This is a genomic window from Paenibacillus alba, assembly GCF_013204855.1.
Classification (GTDB): domain Bacteria; phylum Bacillota; class Bacilli; order Paenibacillales; family NBRC-103111; genus Paenibacillus_E; species Paenibacillus_E alba.
The window spans coordinates 61,944-76,234 of the sequence record NZ_JABMKZ010000016.1; the positions used below are offsets into that span (position 1 = coordinate 61,944).

At 42.8% G+C, this 14,291-nt stretch carries 24 protein-coding genes; 20 read left to right on the forward strand and 4 right to left on the reverse strand.

What is annotated here, in order from left to right:
- The first annotated feature begins 6 nt into the window (after nucleotides 1-6).
- Nucleotides 7-849: a two-component system regulatory protein YycI gene (gene yycI / locus HQN90_RS19995; RefSeq protein WP_246362654.1), complete on the forward strand. Its 843-nt coding sequence runs from the start codon at nucleotides 7-9 to the stop codon at nucleotides 847-849.
- Nucleotides 850-909: 60 nt separating this feature from the next.
- Nucleotides 910-1,710: an MBL fold metallo-hydrolase gene (locus tag HQN90_RS20000; RefSeq protein WP_173221888.1), complete on the forward strand. Its 801-nt coding sequence runs from the start codon at nucleotides 910-912 to the stop codon at nucleotides 1,708-1,710.
- Here the strand turns inward: HQN90_RS20000 and HQN90_RS20005 are convergent.
- The gene (locus HQN90_RS20005; protein ID WP_173221890.1) at nucleotides 1,679-1,888 is read right to left on the reverse strand and encodes a hypothetical protein; all 210 of its coding nucleotides are present in this window, start codon (nucleotides 1,886-1,888) and stop codon (nucleotides 1,679-1,681) included. The two genes, HQN90_RS20000 and HQN90_RS20005, sit on opposite strands and share 32 nt — an antisense overlap.
- Nucleotides 1,889-2,079: 191 nt before the next feature.
- Between HQN90_RS20005 and HQN90_RS20010 the strand changes: the two genes are divergently transcribed.
- From HQN90_RS20010 to rlmH, 3 genes are all read left to right on the forward strand, one after another.
- Nucleotides 2,080-3,303, forward strand: a complete 1,224-nt coding sequence (locus HQN90_RS20010; protein WP_173221892.1) for a S1C family serine protease — start codon at nucleotides 2,080-2,082, stop codon at nucleotides 3,301-3,303.
- 136 nt (nucleotides 3,304-3,439) lie between these two features.
- Nucleotides 3,440-3,607 carry a CxxH/CxxC protein gene (locus tag HQN90_RS20015; RefSeq protein ID WP_079415780.1) on the forward strand — a complete coding sequence of 56 codons (168 nt, stop codon included), beginning with the start codon at nucleotides 3,440-3,442 and terminating at the stop codon, nucleotides 3,605-3,607.
- A 294-nt stretch (nucleotides 3,608-3,901) separates the two neighbouring features.
- A complete protein-coding gene (gene rlmH / locus HQN90_RS20020) occupies nucleotides 3,902-4,381 on the forward strand; it encodes a 23S rRNA (pseudouridine(1915)-N(3))-methyltransferase RlmH (RefSeq protein WP_079415778.1) in 480 nt (159 codons plus the stop codon).
- Nucleotides 4,382-4,468: 87 nt separating this feature from the next.
- On the opposite strand, the gene HQN90_RS20025 is transcribed toward rlmH, so the two are convergent.
- From HQN90_RS20025 to HQN90_RS20035, 3 genes are all read right to left on the reverse strand, one after another.
- Nucleotides 4,469-5,620 carry a site-specific integrase gene (locus HQN90_RS20025; protein ID WP_173221894.1) on the reverse strand — a complete coding sequence of 384 codons (1,152 nt, stop codon included), beginning with the start codon at nucleotides 5,618-5,620 and terminating at the stop codon, nucleotides 4,469-4,471.
- A gap of 62 nt (nucleotides 5,621-5,682) precedes the next feature.
- Nucleotides 5,683-6,189 (reverse strand): ImmA/IrrE family metallo-endopeptidase, encoded by a 507-nt coding sequence (locus HQN90_RS20030; protein ID WP_173221896.1) that lies wholly within the window; start codon nucleotides 6,187-6,189, stop codon nucleotides 5,683-5,685.
- A 141-nt stretch (nucleotides 6,190-6,330) separates the two neighbouring features.
- On the reverse strand, nucleotides 6,331-6,720 hold the full coding sequence (locus HQN90_RS20035; protein WP_246362656.1) for a helix-turn-helix domain-containing protein: 390 nt from the start codon (nucleotides 6,718-6,720) through the stop codon (nucleotides 6,331-6,333).
- Between the two features lie 171 nt (nucleotides 6,721-6,891).
- On the opposite strand from HQN90_RS20035, the gene HQN90_RS20040 reads away from it, so the two are divergent.
- From HQN90_RS20040 to HQN90_RS20110, 15 genes are all read left to right on the forward strand, one after another.
- Entirely contained in the window at nucleotides 6,892-7,119 is a 228-nt protein-coding gene (locus HQN90_RS20040; RefSeq protein ID WP_173221898.1) for a helix-turn-helix transcriptional regulator, read from the forward strand.
- 56 nt (nucleotides 7,120-7,175) lie between these two features.
- On the forward strand, nucleotides 7,176-7,517 hold the full coding sequence (locus tag HQN90_RS20045) for a hypothetical protein (protein ID WP_246362658.1): 342 nt from the start codon (nucleotides 7,176-7,178) through the stop codon (nucleotides 7,515-7,517).
- Nucleotides 7,518-7,661: 144 nt separating this feature from the next.
- The gene (locus HQN90_RS20050; protein WP_173221902.1) at nucleotides 7,662-7,910 is read left to right on the forward strand and encodes a helix-turn-helix domain-containing protein; all 249 of its coding nucleotides are present in this window, start codon (nucleotides 7,662-7,664) and stop codon (nucleotides 7,908-7,910) included.
- A 22-nt stretch (nucleotides 7,911-7,932) separates the two neighbouring features.
- On the forward strand, nucleotides 7,933-8,205 hold the full coding sequence (locus tag HQN90_RS20055) for a hypothetical protein (protein ID WP_173221904.1): 273 nt from the start codon (nucleotides 7,933-7,935) through the stop codon (nucleotides 8,203-8,205).
- The gene (locus tag HQN90_RS20060) at nucleotides 8,206-8,562 is read left to right on the forward strand and encodes a hypothetical protein (RefSeq protein WP_173221906.1); all 357 of its coding nucleotides are present in this window, start codon (nucleotides 8,206-8,208) and stop codon (nucleotides 8,560-8,562) included.
- Nucleotides 8,559-9,008, forward strand: coding sequence for a hypothetical protein (locus HQN90_RS20065; protein WP_173221908.1), 450 nt, complete (start codon nucleotides 8,559-8,561; stop codon nucleotides 9,006-9,008). Before HQN90_RS20060 ends, HQN90_RS20065 begins: the two co-directional genes overlap by 4 nt.
- A 327-nt stretch (nucleotides 9,009-9,335) precedes the next feature.
- Nucleotides 9,336-10,343 (forward strand): DUF4373 domain-containing protein, encoded by a 1,008-nt coding sequence (locus tag HQN90_RS20070; protein ID WP_173221910.1) that lies wholly within the window; start codon nucleotides 9,336-9,338, stop codon nucleotides 10,341-10,343.
- Complete coding sequence (locus tag HQN90_RS20075; protein WP_173221912.1) at nucleotides 10,336-10,671, forward strand: hypothetical protein; 336 nt, start codon at nucleotides 10,336-10,338, stop codon at nucleotides 10,669-10,671. The genes HQN90_RS20070 and HQN90_RS20075 overlap by 8 nt, the downstream gene beginning before the upstream one ends.
- Nucleotides 10,668-10,826 carry a DUF6906 family protein gene (locus tag HQN90_RS20080; RefSeq protein ID WP_173221914.1) on the forward strand — a complete coding sequence of 53 codons (159 nt, stop codon included), beginning with the start codon at nucleotides 10,668-10,670 and terminating at the stop codon, nucleotides 10,824-10,826. Before HQN90_RS20075 ends, HQN90_RS20080 begins: the two co-directional genes overlap by 4 nt.
- 16 nt (nucleotides 10,827-10,842) lie before the next feature.
- Nucleotides 10,843-11,250 carry a helix-turn-helix transcriptional regulator gene (locus tag HQN90_RS20085; protein ID WP_173221916.1) on the forward strand — a complete coding sequence of 136 codons (408 nt, stop codon included), beginning with the start codon at nucleotides 10,843-10,845 and terminating at the stop codon, nucleotides 11,248-11,250.
- A 113-nt stretch (nucleotides 11,251-11,363) separates the two neighbouring features.
- Nucleotides 11,364-11,621: a hypothetical protein gene (locus HQN90_RS20090; protein ID WP_173221918.1), complete on the forward strand. Its 258-nt coding sequence runs from the start codon at nucleotides 11,364-11,366 to the stop codon at nucleotides 11,619-11,621.
- A gap of 2 nt (nucleotides 11,622-11,623) precedes the next feature.
- Nucleotides 11,624-11,851: a hypothetical protein gene (locus HQN90_RS20095; protein ID WP_173221920.1), complete on the forward strand. Its 228-nt coding sequence runs from the start codon at nucleotides 11,624-11,626 to the stop codon at nucleotides 11,849-11,851.
- A gap of 93 nt (nucleotides 11,852-11,944) precedes the next feature.
- On the forward strand, nucleotides 11,945-12,331 hold the full coding sequence (locus HQN90_RS20100) for a hypothetical protein (RefSeq protein WP_246362660.1): 387 nt from the start codon (nucleotides 11,945-11,947) through the stop codon (nucleotides 12,329-12,331).
- 688 nt (nucleotides 12,332-13,019) lie between these two features.
- Nucleotides 13,020-13,562 (forward strand): tyrosine-type recombinase/integrase, encoded by a 543-nt coding sequence (locus HQN90_RS20105; protein ID WP_173221922.1) that lies wholly within the window; start codon nucleotides 13,020-13,022, stop codon nucleotides 13,560-13,562.
- Between the two features lie 275 nt (nucleotides 13,563-13,837).
- A complete protein-coding gene (locus tag HQN90_RS20110) occupies nucleotides 13,838-14,188 on the forward strand; it encodes an HNH endonuclease signature motif containing protein (RefSeq protein ID WP_173221924.1) in 351 nt (116 codons plus the stop codon).
- Nucleotides 14,189-14,291 lie beyond the last annotated feature (103 nt).

Here is a 14,291-nt window from a genome sequence, read left to right on the forward strand (position 1 = left end):
TGGAAGATGGGTGAGATCATGAATTGGAGCCGGGCTAAAACGATTTTGATATGTTCTTTTCTGCTGTTGAATATGATTCTTGGTTTCCAATTGTGGTCCACCAATCGTTCCAATCAGATAGAAGTATCACTAGACACTTCGGGTACGGTAGAGGAGCTGAATCGGGCACTCCGCAATAAGAATATTCGGTTAATGGATGAGCTGCCGACGGATATTTTGAAGATGAAGGTCATCACGGTGAAATATGACGATAGTATCAAGCCAGGTGAAGAGAAGCCATTGAAAACGCCGATTAACATGAGCAATTTGCTAGGTAAAGGCGCGAGTAAAGAAGTGCAAGCCCAATCGGATATTCCTAATTTCAGCCTATATCAACTAGATTCTACGCAGAGCAAAGATGGGAAAAGGGTCTATGTGTTCACGCAGTTGTATGACAAGCTCCCGCTCTTCGATGTGAAAGTGGAGCTTAATGAGAAAAATGGAGAAATTACCAGTTACCGTCAAGCGTACGTTGAAGTAGAATCAGGTGTAGAGCAAACCGAGACTAAGCTGATTCCCGCACAGTTAGCGGTGCGCAGCTTAGTGGACAATTATTTGAGCGAAGGCTCCATTATTACGGAGGTTCGACTAGGGTATCACGGACAGCCCTATAACTCACAAACGCAACCGATGTTTCCGCATTGGCGGATTACGATCGATAACGGAGATATTTATTATGTGCAAGCGTTCAATGGCGCTGTGGAGTCTCCGCAGAAAGGGTCTGAATTGGCGCCCTTTGGTACGCAGCCTGAGGGTGAGAAGGCCCCGAGTACGGCCAAACCTGATGATAAGAGCAAAGATAAGAAATAACAGAGCATGAAGGCCAGGATAACAAGGAAGATGAATGGCAGGCATAGAGGAGTAGGGAAGATGGGAATGAGATTTACAGTGCTGTCGAGCGGATCGACGGGCAATGCAACGGTGGTCGATAATGGGGAGACCAAGGTACTGATCGATGTGGGCTTTAGCGCCAAGAAGATGGAGCTGTTAATGAAGGAACGCGAGCTCGCGGCAAGCAGCATAGATGCGATCCTGGTTACGCACGAACACTCCGATCATATTAAAGGGTTAGGTGCTTTTGCCCGAAAATATGACTTGCCTATTTATGCGAATGAGAAGACGTGGGAAGAGTTAGACCGACAGATCGGTGTCATTGCGGAAGGCAATAAACGGGTTATGGAAACCGGAGGTGTGGCGGAATTCGGCACAATGCGGGTAGAGTCCTTCGGAATATCCCATGATGCAGCAGAGCCGGTGGGGTACTGCTTGTACGAAGGGGAGCAGAAGCTAAGCGTTGTGACGGATTTGGGCTACATGAGTGAAAAGGTGAAAGAGAAGATCACGGATTCAGACGCTATGGTGCTGGAAACGAATCATGATGTAGACATGCTGCGTGTAGGACATTATCCATGGAGTATTAAGCGTCGTATTCTCGGAGACAAAGGTCATTTATCCAATGAAGCCGCTGGGGAAGCGCTCTGTGATGTGATGACCAACAAGACGAAGTCGGTCTATATGGCGCATTTAAGCCGTGACCATAATTTAATGGATTTGGCCAGGCTAACGGTGAATAACATAGTACAAGAGCGTGCCCCGGAGTCCAAACAATTGCGGCTGATGGATACGTATTTTGACCGATCTACGAAATGGGATGTGCTGGATTCGGAGTAAGCGCAGCGTCGATTTCTTGAGACTTCAGCTGAAGCTCCTGCGCGGTGATGATGCCTTTATCAATCAAGGTTTGAATGAGCGATGAAAGTACAAGGGACTGGTGATAGTGGCTTTCCTTGAGGTCAGCGAGTTTACCGATCATATTGATTTCGTCAAAATGGGAAGGAATACGATTCATAAGGGTCAGTCTCCTTTATATTTCTGATTTAAAGTTCTAGTAAACTCTAGTAATTCGTTAAGAGATTTGGTTTACTATTATTGTAGGCAAGAACTCAAGGAAACATTCCTAATTTTTTGAAAAAAACAATGTTGATATACAACCAATGCGAGTGTGGAACGGCTGAACCCGTTAGCGAGGAGGGACCCGAGATGAGTTTGTTTGATGATGATTTTTATTCCACGAAAAGGTCCAGACAGCGGGAGACGCCATGGCGTCCTAAAGGGTCAGGAGCATTCACGGGCTTCACCGTTCGTAGGCGAAATGTCGCCTTGATCGCAGGGGTAGGCGGGGCACTGGCGATGCTGCTGCTAGTTGGCTTATTAGGCGGCTTAAGCAAAAGCGGAACACATGCCGAAACGGCAGCCGTACCAGCCGCTGCGACCAAAGCAGAAACGCGTCCAATGAACGTCAACGACTCTGTCGTAGCGGCAACGGAGAAAATTAAGCCTGCGGTCGTTAGTGTCATCTCTGCCAAGAGGGATGATAAAGGCCAAGAGACCGGGATTGGCATCGGTTCTGGCGTCATGTTCGCGAAGTCGGGCGATAAAGTCCGCATTGTCACAAACAGCCATGTGGTGGAGAACGGGAACCAATTCGAAATCGTCAACTTCCAAGGGGAGCATCGGAAAGCGACTTTGATAGGACGGGATAAGATTACCGACTTGGCTGTTCTTGAAGCAGACGGCAAAGATATTAAAGTTCTCGCTGAATTCGGCGACTCCGAAACGCTGCGTGCAGGCGAAATGGCGATTGCCGTAGGCAACCCGCTGGGACTTGGTTTCTCCCCGACTGTGACACAGGGCATTATCTCATCACCGAAGCGGACAATACCGGTTTCACTCTCGCGGGAAGGCACGGACTACGACTGGGAAATGGATGTCATCCAAACGGATGCAGCCATTAACCAAGGAAACAGCGGCGGACCACTGGTCAACATCGAGGGCAAGGTGGTTGGCATCAATTCGATGAAGATCTCCGATATGGGTGTGGAAGGGCTAGGTTTTGCGATTCCGATTAATAGCGTAAAGCCGATCCTGGAGAGCTTGATTACGGATCATAAAGTAAAAAGACCACTCATGGGTGTGTCGACACAAGAATTGCAGGCTTTTAAAGGAACGGATGTATTAAAGCTGCCTGCTGATGTGAAAACTGGAGTTATCGTCTTCGAGGTATCCGGCCCTGCCAAGGAAGCGGGTCTCAAAGCGCAGGACGTTATCGTGCAGCTGGATGATCGCAAGATCGACAGTACGATCGCGCTCCGGAAATATTTATATAACGAGAAGAAGATTGGCGATAAAGTGAATGTGATGTATTACCGCGGCGGGAAGAAGCTTAGTGCGGTGGTTACCTTGGTGGAAGCTGCGGATAAGTGATTTGGGTGTAAGCCTGGCAAGAGAAGGACAAAAGGAAGATAGTAACAAGTACAGAGTAAGAGGTAAAGAGTAAAGAGTAAAGAGTAAAGAGTAAAGAGTAAAAGATAAAGATTCATGGCGGATGAGAGGTACTTGCATGTATGTTGTTTGTAAAGATCACGTAGAAATCGCAATAGATGAATTTGTTGATGAGTATGAGGAAGCCCCAGATATCGTGGATTTGGCGAAGACCCACTTCGCGAATTGGGAGCCACCGACGCATTGCGAGCATTGCAAGGAGTTAGCGCGATTTCTAGTTGTTTGAGGAGGGCGGAAGCCTTCCTTTTTTGTTTTGGTTTGGGTGGTTGAGGTAGGCGGAGTTGGATTAAGCCGCTGGGTGCAGCGATTTCATTGGAGTTAGTCCAATGGAATCTTGTGAGGCGAATGATTGGGGACAGGTTCAATGGATAATATACAGTGAAATTTGATGAAACGGTTTGAAAGTTGCAGATTTGGAGCAATTGATTGGATAAACTCCATTGTTCCGTGCAACGAAGAGAATTATGCTCGATTTGAATGTAAGATATCCAATGGAGTCATTGAGGGGAGAACATCGGTTATGCATATACAGATCTTAACGGTTGGGAAATTGAAGGAGCGCTATCTTGTGGATGGGATAGCGGAGTATGTGAAGCGCCTTGGGCCGTATGCCAAGGTGCAGATGATAGAGGTGCCTGATGAGAAGGCACCGGAGAACATGAGCCCTGCGGAGGAGCAGCAGGTGCGGGCTAAGGAGGGCGAGCGGCTGTTGGCCAAGCTCGCCCCGGATGTGTACGTCGTGGCGCTGGCCATCGACGGCGAGATGTGGTCGAGCGAGCAGCTGGCAGGCTCGCTCGACAAGTTGGCCACCTACGGGCGGAGCCAGGTGGCCTTCGTGATCGGCGGCTCGCTGGGGCTATCTGGCGAGCTGCTGCGCCGTGCGGATATGCGGCTGTCTTTTGGCCGCATGACGCTGCCTCACCAGCTGATGAGGCTGGTGCTGGTGGAGCAGATTTATCGCGCGATGCGGATAAATCGGGGGGAGCCATATCACAAGTAGTAATGGTTTTTTAGGAAAATTAGAACAATTTCACAGCAAATGAAAGTATATAATGAATGCATCTGCTAACGTATTTGCTAACGAAAATTACTTATCCACAGCTTTATCTACAGTTCTCTTAGCATTATTCATAGCGAGTTCTATTGCCGAGGCGGCTTCATCTTGCATGCTCGGGAGTAAATGGGAGTATCGATCCAAGAACATTTTTACACTGCTATGTCCTAGTCGTTCAGCTGCCACCTTAGGATTAATATTGTTTTCAAGAAGCATAGTAGCATGTGAATGTCGCAGATCATGAAACCTTATTTTTGGAAGCCCGGATTTCTTTATCAAATATTCAAACCTGTCATTTATTCTCCTTGGCTGGACTGCATTTCCATTTGTATAGCAGCAAATGAGATCATTATCGCAATATAAATCAGGGTTATGTAGTATATCATCTTCTATTTGGGATCGTCTGTATTCTAAATCCTTTATCAATAAATCGGATATTGCGATGGTTCGTTTTGAGCTTTCAGTTTTAGGTTCTTGAACTATTATCCCTTCACTAGGCGTCCAGACAACATTTTGTCGGACGCGGAGTGTTTTTGTTTTATAATTAATATCCTTCCATCGAAGTCCAAGAATCTCTCCACGTCGCATACCAGTATGAATAGCTAGCGAAAAAGCAATGTAATGTGCATGTCCTTCTGCTTCTATTAAAAATTTCATGCATTGTTCTACAGTCCAGACTTTCATTTCTTTTTTCTTTATTCTCGGAGGTATTACTTTTTTAATCGGGTTGTCCAGTAACATTTCCCATTTTTCAGCCATCATAAAAGCATTGCGAAGAACAACATGAATATGGCGAGAATAATCACTCGAATAGTTTTCTTGTAATTGGTTGTAAAAGCGTGTTATTGTTAGTGGCTTAATTTGCTGTAATTTGTGCAGTCCTATAACTGGGATAATACGCTTGCGTACTATTGATTCTTCAACATCGTATACATTTGGCTTATAGTGAGGTTTAGCATATTCCTTTAACCAAAGCTCCAAGAAGCCCCCAAGAGTAATATTATTACCTTCAACATAGTTACCTTGATTTATTTTTGTTATCGCTTCAGCACAAGCAGCCTCAGCGTCTTTTTCTTTTTTAAATCCCCCCTTTGATTTTTGTCTCCTTACTCCAGTTATAGGATCTGGGGGTAGGTCAATTACGTATGTCCAAGATTTACCCCTTTGATAAGTATGGCCTTTCATAAGAATCCCTCCAGATTATAAAAATAAAAAACAATTTCATGGACTTTCGTATCAGGCGCCTATTAAGCTTCCACCATGTTTTTGTCCCATACCCCTTGCATAATACGGCGCTGGATTTGCAACAGTCTAGTATAAGCCATTTCTTCAGTAACATGAAAAGTGGAAGTTAACAAATGTATTGCAGCCAAATGGTTATCTGGAAGCTTCATCCGACGGATCATGAAGTACGGTATGCTTGCGTAAATCGCAAAATTGAAAGCATCTATTTCTTGCCATTCTCGCATTAAAGGAGGCATATCTAGTTGATTTCCGGCATGGCGTAATGCATGGCAAAGTTCATGTAGGAAATCTTGCCATTGCTCGCGAGAATCTAAGTTTTCATTGATATGTATGGTAATTCTGCATTCCCTCTGAATAATGTAACTAATTGGGGCAGGATGGACACGTATTCCCATTGCAGCAGCCACACAATGAATGGTTAATTGCGCGGGCTGCCAAATGCTATGTTGTTTATATAATTGATCTACGAAATCCTCAAGATGAGTAGTTTGATACAACGTATAATCCATGCAACACCTCAGATGTTAATTTTAGAATGTATGTTCGTATAATTGGCTAAAAATAATAGCCCTTTACATGTAACCATTTCGGTACATGTGTTCTTGATAAAGGGCCATTTGGTTTAGATCATCATTTTTCGTATTGAAATACTAATTTTTATTCTTTCTATCCATATCTTCAATCAGAAGTTGCGCACGAATAAAGGCTTTCACTTCATCCTGTCGTTCTGGTGACAGTTTATCCCAATCTTTGAAAAATATATTAAGCTTTGGATCTTTGAGGGGATCATCGTCTGGATTAACAAGTGTTTCTGGAGACGTTTCTATTGGTACCTCATTTTCTGTTCGACCTAGCAAATAATCAGTGCTGGTATGAAAGTAACTGGCTAATTTATCTAACGTATCATAATCAGGTTTTCTATTTCCGCTTTCATATGCAGTATAAGCTGGCCGAGTTATACCTAAATGATCTGCCATTTCTTGTTGTGTCTTTTTATATTTGTTCCTCATCAATAATAGTCTTTTTGGGAACATGAACATGGAGGATTAACGCCACCAATCTTCAATTTGATTTACTGAAATTGTAACATCTTGTTACCTTAAAATAAATGTAACAATATGAAACTATTTTGTTGACATGTAACAAATCGATACGTATAATGAAAATATCGAACGTAACGAATCGATACATCAAGGTGGTGAGTAATTATTATGACAGAAAAACTTGAATGGCTTATTAAAATTAGGATCGAGAAGGGCTTTACTCAAGAACAAGTAGCCGATTCTACTGAAATTAAAAGACCATATTACACAATGATTGAAACAGGTTATCGTAATCCGAGTGTTAAAGTTGCTAAAAAAATAGCAAATGTCCTAGGTTTTAACTGGACTATTTTTTTTGCTACAAAAGGTAACGAAATGTTACTATCAACTAAATAAATTATTGGATAGGAAGCGCAAGAGCTAGTAGAAACTATGATTGGAGGTAGATGATTTTGAACAAAATTCAATTACTAAAAGGAAGCAACGTCCCAGCAAGACCCTTGACTGTTTCCGAAGCTTTGTTAGTAGCCTATGAGCAATCAAAAAAGGTTGAAGAGCTAGAACGGCAAATCTCTGAGCTTTTGTCGAACGGTGACTACCCGGAGGTACTACGCCCTGCAGAAATATCGCAACTCATGCGAGTGAGTCTATCAAAAGTATCAGAATGGACAAGAGATCCATCATTCCCTGTCCTCAATAAGCGAAGGAAAAAGGGTGAAATTATTTGTGTTCGGAAATCAGAATTGTTTACTTGGCTAAAGAGGGACTACATAGATGATTCCCATGCTATATAAAGACCGCCGCACAATATTTGCGGCGGGTAGAGGGTGGTGATCCTGGTAGCCAACAGAACCAACATGTATTTTCATCATAATAAAATCGTTAAGAGTTGTCTGTTCCAATATGGAACATTTTGCGAGGGAGGTGAGGGGAGAAAGATGAAATTCGGTGCTATTATGCAAGCGTGCCGAGAGCGCGCTGGTCTAACTCAAGAACAAATTGCAGATAAATTGCACAAATCGCGCAGTTGTATCAGCAAGCTTGAAAATGACATGAAAACGCCAGATTTGCCAACGATGATGCGTTGGGCGGATATTACAGGCGCTAGAGAAGTTGTTGTGTCATTTATGTATGGCATGGACGGAATATCCATCATGCAAAATCTAATGCAAGTTGCGGGCAGCTAATACATAGAAGGAGTTGGCTTACATGTTCATTACGATGCTCAAAGAATATGGATTAAACTCTGGATCAGTTTACGCAAGCGGGGTTATGAAAGCAGCGGAAGTGATGCAGATGGTAGCGGACTGCCGAGCACAAGAGTCAATCAGTGAAATGACTCAGCGGATTCTCATTGAAAACGGAGTATCAGTAAACGAAGAAATAGCCACCGCTGGACACGATGACTATTTCAAAGCTTTAAAAACAAATTGTGACTTAAGTATACCTCTCATGACATCGGAAGGCAATGGTGGTTGGTGAATGCCTAATTTAACTTTGGATATGTTTAAAGTCGTTGATGGCGTCCGCATGTTTGATTTTGAAAAATTATCTGAGATGACGAGTCCTGATCTTGTGGAGGATGTAAAGGTCTCTGTAAAAATCATATCGGATGATAGAAAAAAAGAGATTACAAAATTTCGTGTCACACACGATAGCGACTACGCCTTATATTTTCAATTGGCCTATGTAGTGTATTGGAATGATGGGCTAGACCCTCAAGTTATGATGTTGGAGTATGAGTTCTCAAAAAGAAGAAAAACATTTAAACCGCCAATTCATTTGGGGATGTTTACACTTAGGGATTCTTTGAATTGGTTAGAGGGGGGAGAGAATTGAAATCAAACTTTCAATGGAACGACCGCAACGCTTGTGTAATTGCTTTGGCAACATTCTGCGTTGAGCGAGATGCAAAGTTTGACCAGGCTATCAAAGGGATTCTGCTTCATAATTACTGCATCAATTTATCCAGCATGACCCAAAGGCATCTTGCTTCACTAAAAAGGGATGTAACAAAGCGAGTTAAGGATATGAAGCTTGAGTTACGAGCCCCTGAAATCGGGGATACGGTCCGAGTGGCTAAATTGGTACCAAACCCATTGTTGGGGGGCTACAGGACAGACGGGAAGCAACTAGTGGAAGCAGTTGTTATGGACATCCGTCGAATGTCTTCTTGGATTCATTACAAGGTCAAGCGCGTTCAGGATGGCGAGATTCAAGAGGGCAATGGACATATGATCAAGAGTATTGTCAAACGGTCAAATGAGGCTTCTACTGCGGTTTAGCGTTGTCGTGGAGGACATGATACGTCGTGTCTCCTCCGATGCTGCTAAGCATCAATATTATTTCGCGGAGGTGGCAGCGCGATTCATAAAAAAATTGAATATGAAGGATACGAGTATACCGTTCTTGGACTGTTTCCAGTTCCGGTATGGGCCTACAGAGATGCAGGCAATGGAATGATTGACTTATACCGTAATGCCGTGGGAGCCGTGGTTATAGAGCGTCTACCAATTGAGCTTTTGAATCTCGTAATTGATGATTTGGCGGCTCAGGAATGTCCTGCCTTTGGAGATTAGATAAAGATTTGCAGGGAAGGAGGTCGGGTTTGCTTGGCAAGACCAACCAAGGAAGGTTTGGAATATTTCCCTTTAGAAATTGGTATTGAGAGCGATGACAAACTTCTTGTTGTTATTGGGAAATTCGGAACTTTAGGTTTTGGAATAATAGTCAGATTAATGGCTGAAATATATAAGAATGGCTATTACTATCCATGGACTGAACGGGAGCACTATACATTCAGTAGCCGCATTTCTGTAGACGTTAAGACAGTTCTTGATGTAGTTTCTGAGTGCATAAAGTGGGGTTTTTTCCATCAAAAACTATATGAAGATCATGGAATATTAACGTCTGCAGGGTTCCAAAAAAGATATCTTACAGCAACATATCGGAGAGCAAAGAATAGCATACTCTCCGAGTATCTTTTGCTAGTTTCTGATAGCAAAAACTCGGTTATTGATGACAAAAAGCCTGTTATTGATGACAAACCACCATCAAAAAGTACACAAAGTAAAGTAAAGGAAAGTAAAGGAAAGGAAAGTAAAAATAAAGAACCTAAGAAATCTTCCCCTCGGCAACTAAAAACGTATGCCGAGGACAGCACTTTTTATAAAATGGCTGTTTATCTATTTGAGAAAGTGAAAGTGAATGCAGAAGAGGCAAAGGTTGCACATTTACTAAGAGATTCAGATATGCAGAGCTGGGCCAACGATTGCCGTTTATTGCTAGAGAAAGACAAGGTTGATAAGGATACGGCACGAAAAGTCATTGATTGGGCTACAGAAGATGACTTTTGGAAGACGAATATCCTTAGTGCTGCCAAACTTCGAGAGAAATTCGTTAGGCTGGCAATGGAAATGGACAAAGCGAAGAAGAACGCTCAAGTCATCCCTATTAATTCGGGTAACCGATCCGGCAGAAGCAATAAGCCCATCGTACAAGGTATTCTCCCCGATGCTGGCAATGTTGAACGTTTATCGGAGGATGATTTGAAAAGGGCGCGTGAAATGGCCGCTAAGCTGGATGAAAGATTGAATAGGACGGGATCAACTGATGTTTGATTTGTTCTCCGATCCGCGTCCCTACCTCCCCGACCATCGTATTTGGCGGAAGCTGCTTCTCATCATTCTTGATGCTGAACATAAAGAAATATCACTTCTACTGCAAAAACGATTATGGACGATCCGAAGCATCGGGACGGTCATCCAGTGGAGCACCAATGATGTAAAGCTTGTTCCTCTAATCGAGCCGTATGGAGTTATTTCTCCAAGTGACGGAGGCTGGCCGGACAAGCAATTTTTTGACGAAATGGCAGCTACTTACCTTAAGCCTTACGCCTTCACTGTGAGGCAGCTACTTGAAACAGCATACAGGGAGGCAATCGAATGAATCAGGGTTTTGAACTATCCCCACCTCAAGTAATAAGTCTCAAAGCTGCTGGATGGGACCCCAAGAAGTACTTGGCAAATAGCGAGACAGCGGACGAAATTGTGCTTATCGCTCTTGCTACGGGCAAGCTGGTTATATTTAAAAAATCACTTTAGAGTGGAGGTTTTGTAAATGCTGCAGTTAACACCAGGCGAATTAAAGATATTCGAATTATTACGCGCTGGAATGACTTACCAACAAATATCTTTGGAGTTAGGAATTAAGAAACCAGATACTATAGAACGTTTAAATCGGATGATGGATTTCGGGGCCGTGAAGCGAACTGGAAATCCCAAAAGGTATGTGTATTCGGCAGTTGATCTGCCATACGAAGTAGTAAAAAGGCGAAATAAAGATTGCTGGAATACTCACGGTAATGTGGGACCAGATACTTTGCTGGAAGAGTTAATTACCTTTCAACTCACAGATGAACAGAAACTAGATGTTGCTAAACATAGGGATAATCTTTCTAGATCAGCTCTGGCAGCAAAGCTACAAATACCTAAATTGCATCTAAATATTGCAATGGACAGGCTTTGAGGGAGGGAGGCCCTTGGAAGAATACAACGAGGAAAACCAAGCCACTATTGATGATTATATTAAGGCCGATGTATCTGAATGAATAAGGAAATACATAAGGGAAGGTGTTGAAGTTGAATACAAGAGCACTGGTACTGATTGAATGTATTTTGAAACCCTTTATTGAAGTTGAAAAACGAGACATCAATAAAATGGTAATGTATGTAACTCCTAATTCACCACTTCTTGAACAAGGTTACATCGAGACAAAATATGGGGTTTTAGTTTTAGATTCAAATAACTGGCTCCAAAAGGGTTGTGCATACATCATGGAAGAGGTCAGTAAGGGGAGTGTTTTTGGGTGGGTTATAAGAAAGGAAAGGAGGGAATAAGGTTGAAAGAAAATTCAGTAGATAAATTTGATTCGGCAGCATCGCTTCATGTCCTCGCTAAAATTGTAGAATATGGACAACTTTCACCGAAGCAAGCTAATGAAGCAATAGAAGTTTTGGTCGGCTTCTATGGAGCAGGAAGTGAAGAGCAGATACTCAATTGTGGTGATAACGAGCTTGTTCGTATGTATAAAGAAATTAAACAGCAAATACTAGAGAGAGTTTGCTAATAAAAAAATCCTCTGCGTGTAAACCTTGGACGGGTCCGCAGAGGATTGGTCTATTCTTCACACCAATTATAACATAATAGGGGTGTGCGGAATATGATGGTAGCCGAAATTGAAACAGATCAATTTTCATTATTTCCTATAGCAACGCAGAAAGATATAGAGCGAACAAAGGTCAATTTAACCGATTTTATAAAAATGAAGCAGGCGGTAATCAATTTCGAACGAAATCCACCTGTTTCCGAAAAGCAGCTTCAATATTATCAAACATGGGTTAAGGTTTGCTCCAACCTTGAACGTGCCGTTGGCCAGATCCTAGAACAAGATGTCAGAGAGATTACGGAGTACCGATTTATTAAGGGCTTTTCCCGCGCAGCAACAATTTTGAGATTTTCCGGATGGAACTATTGCGATAAAACAATAGACCGGAAGATTTTCGAAGGAATTACCAGTGTTGCGAACACATTGTTATATCTCGAGTAAAAAATGTCCACTACATGTCCAATCCATGTCTAATGCGAGTCCACAAAGTGTCTACACCCTCAAGGTACAGTATAAACAGAAGGTCATTACGACTTTTGGAATGCTGTACCTTGAAACTTTAATAGGTCGTATGAAAAGTCCGAAGGACGAAGTAGTCGGGGAAAGTAGGCGCGGTATCCGGGGGGATCTCGGAGGTTCGTAAGTTACACGATATTCAGATGCCTTGCTCTGAGAAGCGACTCAAAATAATTTTAATGAACAAGACGAAGTGTATGTCTGTGTCCAGGCGTCCAGTTCCTTTTGTTCATTCGGCTACCTTGAACAAGAGAAAAAATATATGATTCTATTTTTCAGACAGAGACAAAAAAGGGGAGCTGCTTAACGTGGCTCTCTTTGCTTTTATTCAAATGAGGAGGTTTGGTCAATGTTTAAGAAAATTAAATCCCTATTCAATAAAAATAATCAAGAACCATCCAAGACTCTTATTAGGTCCGAAAGACGGAGGAAGTGGCGTGATAGCTGGGAAAAACAGAAAAAATAGATTGCTCTCACTGTTAGGAGGGAGGGACATGACGAACAAAGATAGTACTCCAAAGCAGCCTGCACATTGTAAGGGCTGTGTATGGGGCCGTTGGGAAGAGTCTAAGCAATTCTGTTCAAAAATTGTATGCGAACGCGGTGATGTGAAATGAACTTTGTCCAGCCCATACGCGAGAAAGAGACAATTGAGGCAATTAAAGAATATTTGATGAAGCGAAGTCATCGTAATTACATGATGTTCGTGTTTGGCATCAACACTGGCCTTCGTATCCAAGACATTTTAAAGATGAGAGTAAAAGACGTATCCGGTGACCATTTATTCATGAATGAAATGAAGACCGGAAAAAGAAAAATCATTGAAATCAATCCAACCTTGAAACGTGAGATTAAGCGTTATGCGTCAAGTATGAAGGAAGAAGATTTCTTGTTTCCGTCAAGACAAGGCGACGGCGATCCTATTAAACGAGACATGGCTTACAAGATCATGAAAGCCGCAGCAAAGAAGTTCAAATTAAAGGATATTGGAACGCACACGCTTCGCAAAACTTTTGGTTACCACATGTACCAAATGAAAAAGGATATCACGCTCGTCCAGAAGCTCCTCAACCACTCTGATAAGGCTATTACGATGAGATACATCGGTCTTGATCAGGACGCCATGAACGAAGCCATGAGAGGATTCGGATTATGAGTTCCATTCATTTGGTGAGTGTGTAACTCATTTTCAGAAAATGCTATGAACCCTTATCAGGACTGAGGATGAAGCCTCCTTCTGAGTTATGCTCTCTATTAAGATATGAGGAACTAGACCATTTATGCAAAATCATGAATAAAGTCATAGTTTTTTATGTGAATAGTATGTTAACAAGTCGGAAAAACCCTTATTTTAAAAGGGTTACTTTTGTTGATTGGCTCCTGAATAATATTCATAATTGTTCCACGGCAAGAGATAGGAGTGAAATAGTAATGGCTCTAAAGAAATTTTGCAGAAAGAGTGGATGCCGCGAGCTGACAGAGGCAAAGTATTGCACAGAGCATATCGGCCAAGACCTGGTCAAAGAACGCGAACGTGGATCAGCAGCACAGCGGGGCTATGACAGCGCTTGGAGGAAGGCCCGTCTACACTTCCTTAAGAAGCATCCCTTGTGTGTGCACTGTGACAATGAGGGCAGCATAGGCGCCGCTACGGTAGTCGATCATATCAAGCCCCACAAGGGTGACAAGGGTTTGTTCTGGGAGCGAGCCAATTGGCAGCCCCTATGCAAGAGACACCACGATATTAAAACAGCTACTGAGGATGGAGGCTTTGGCAGATGAGTATTAACAAACCAACAGCCAATAGAAGGAACGCCAAGAATAGGCCAGACACACGAACAATTAAGTGGTATGAGACTGTGGTAGGCGTGTTATGCGTCGTGCT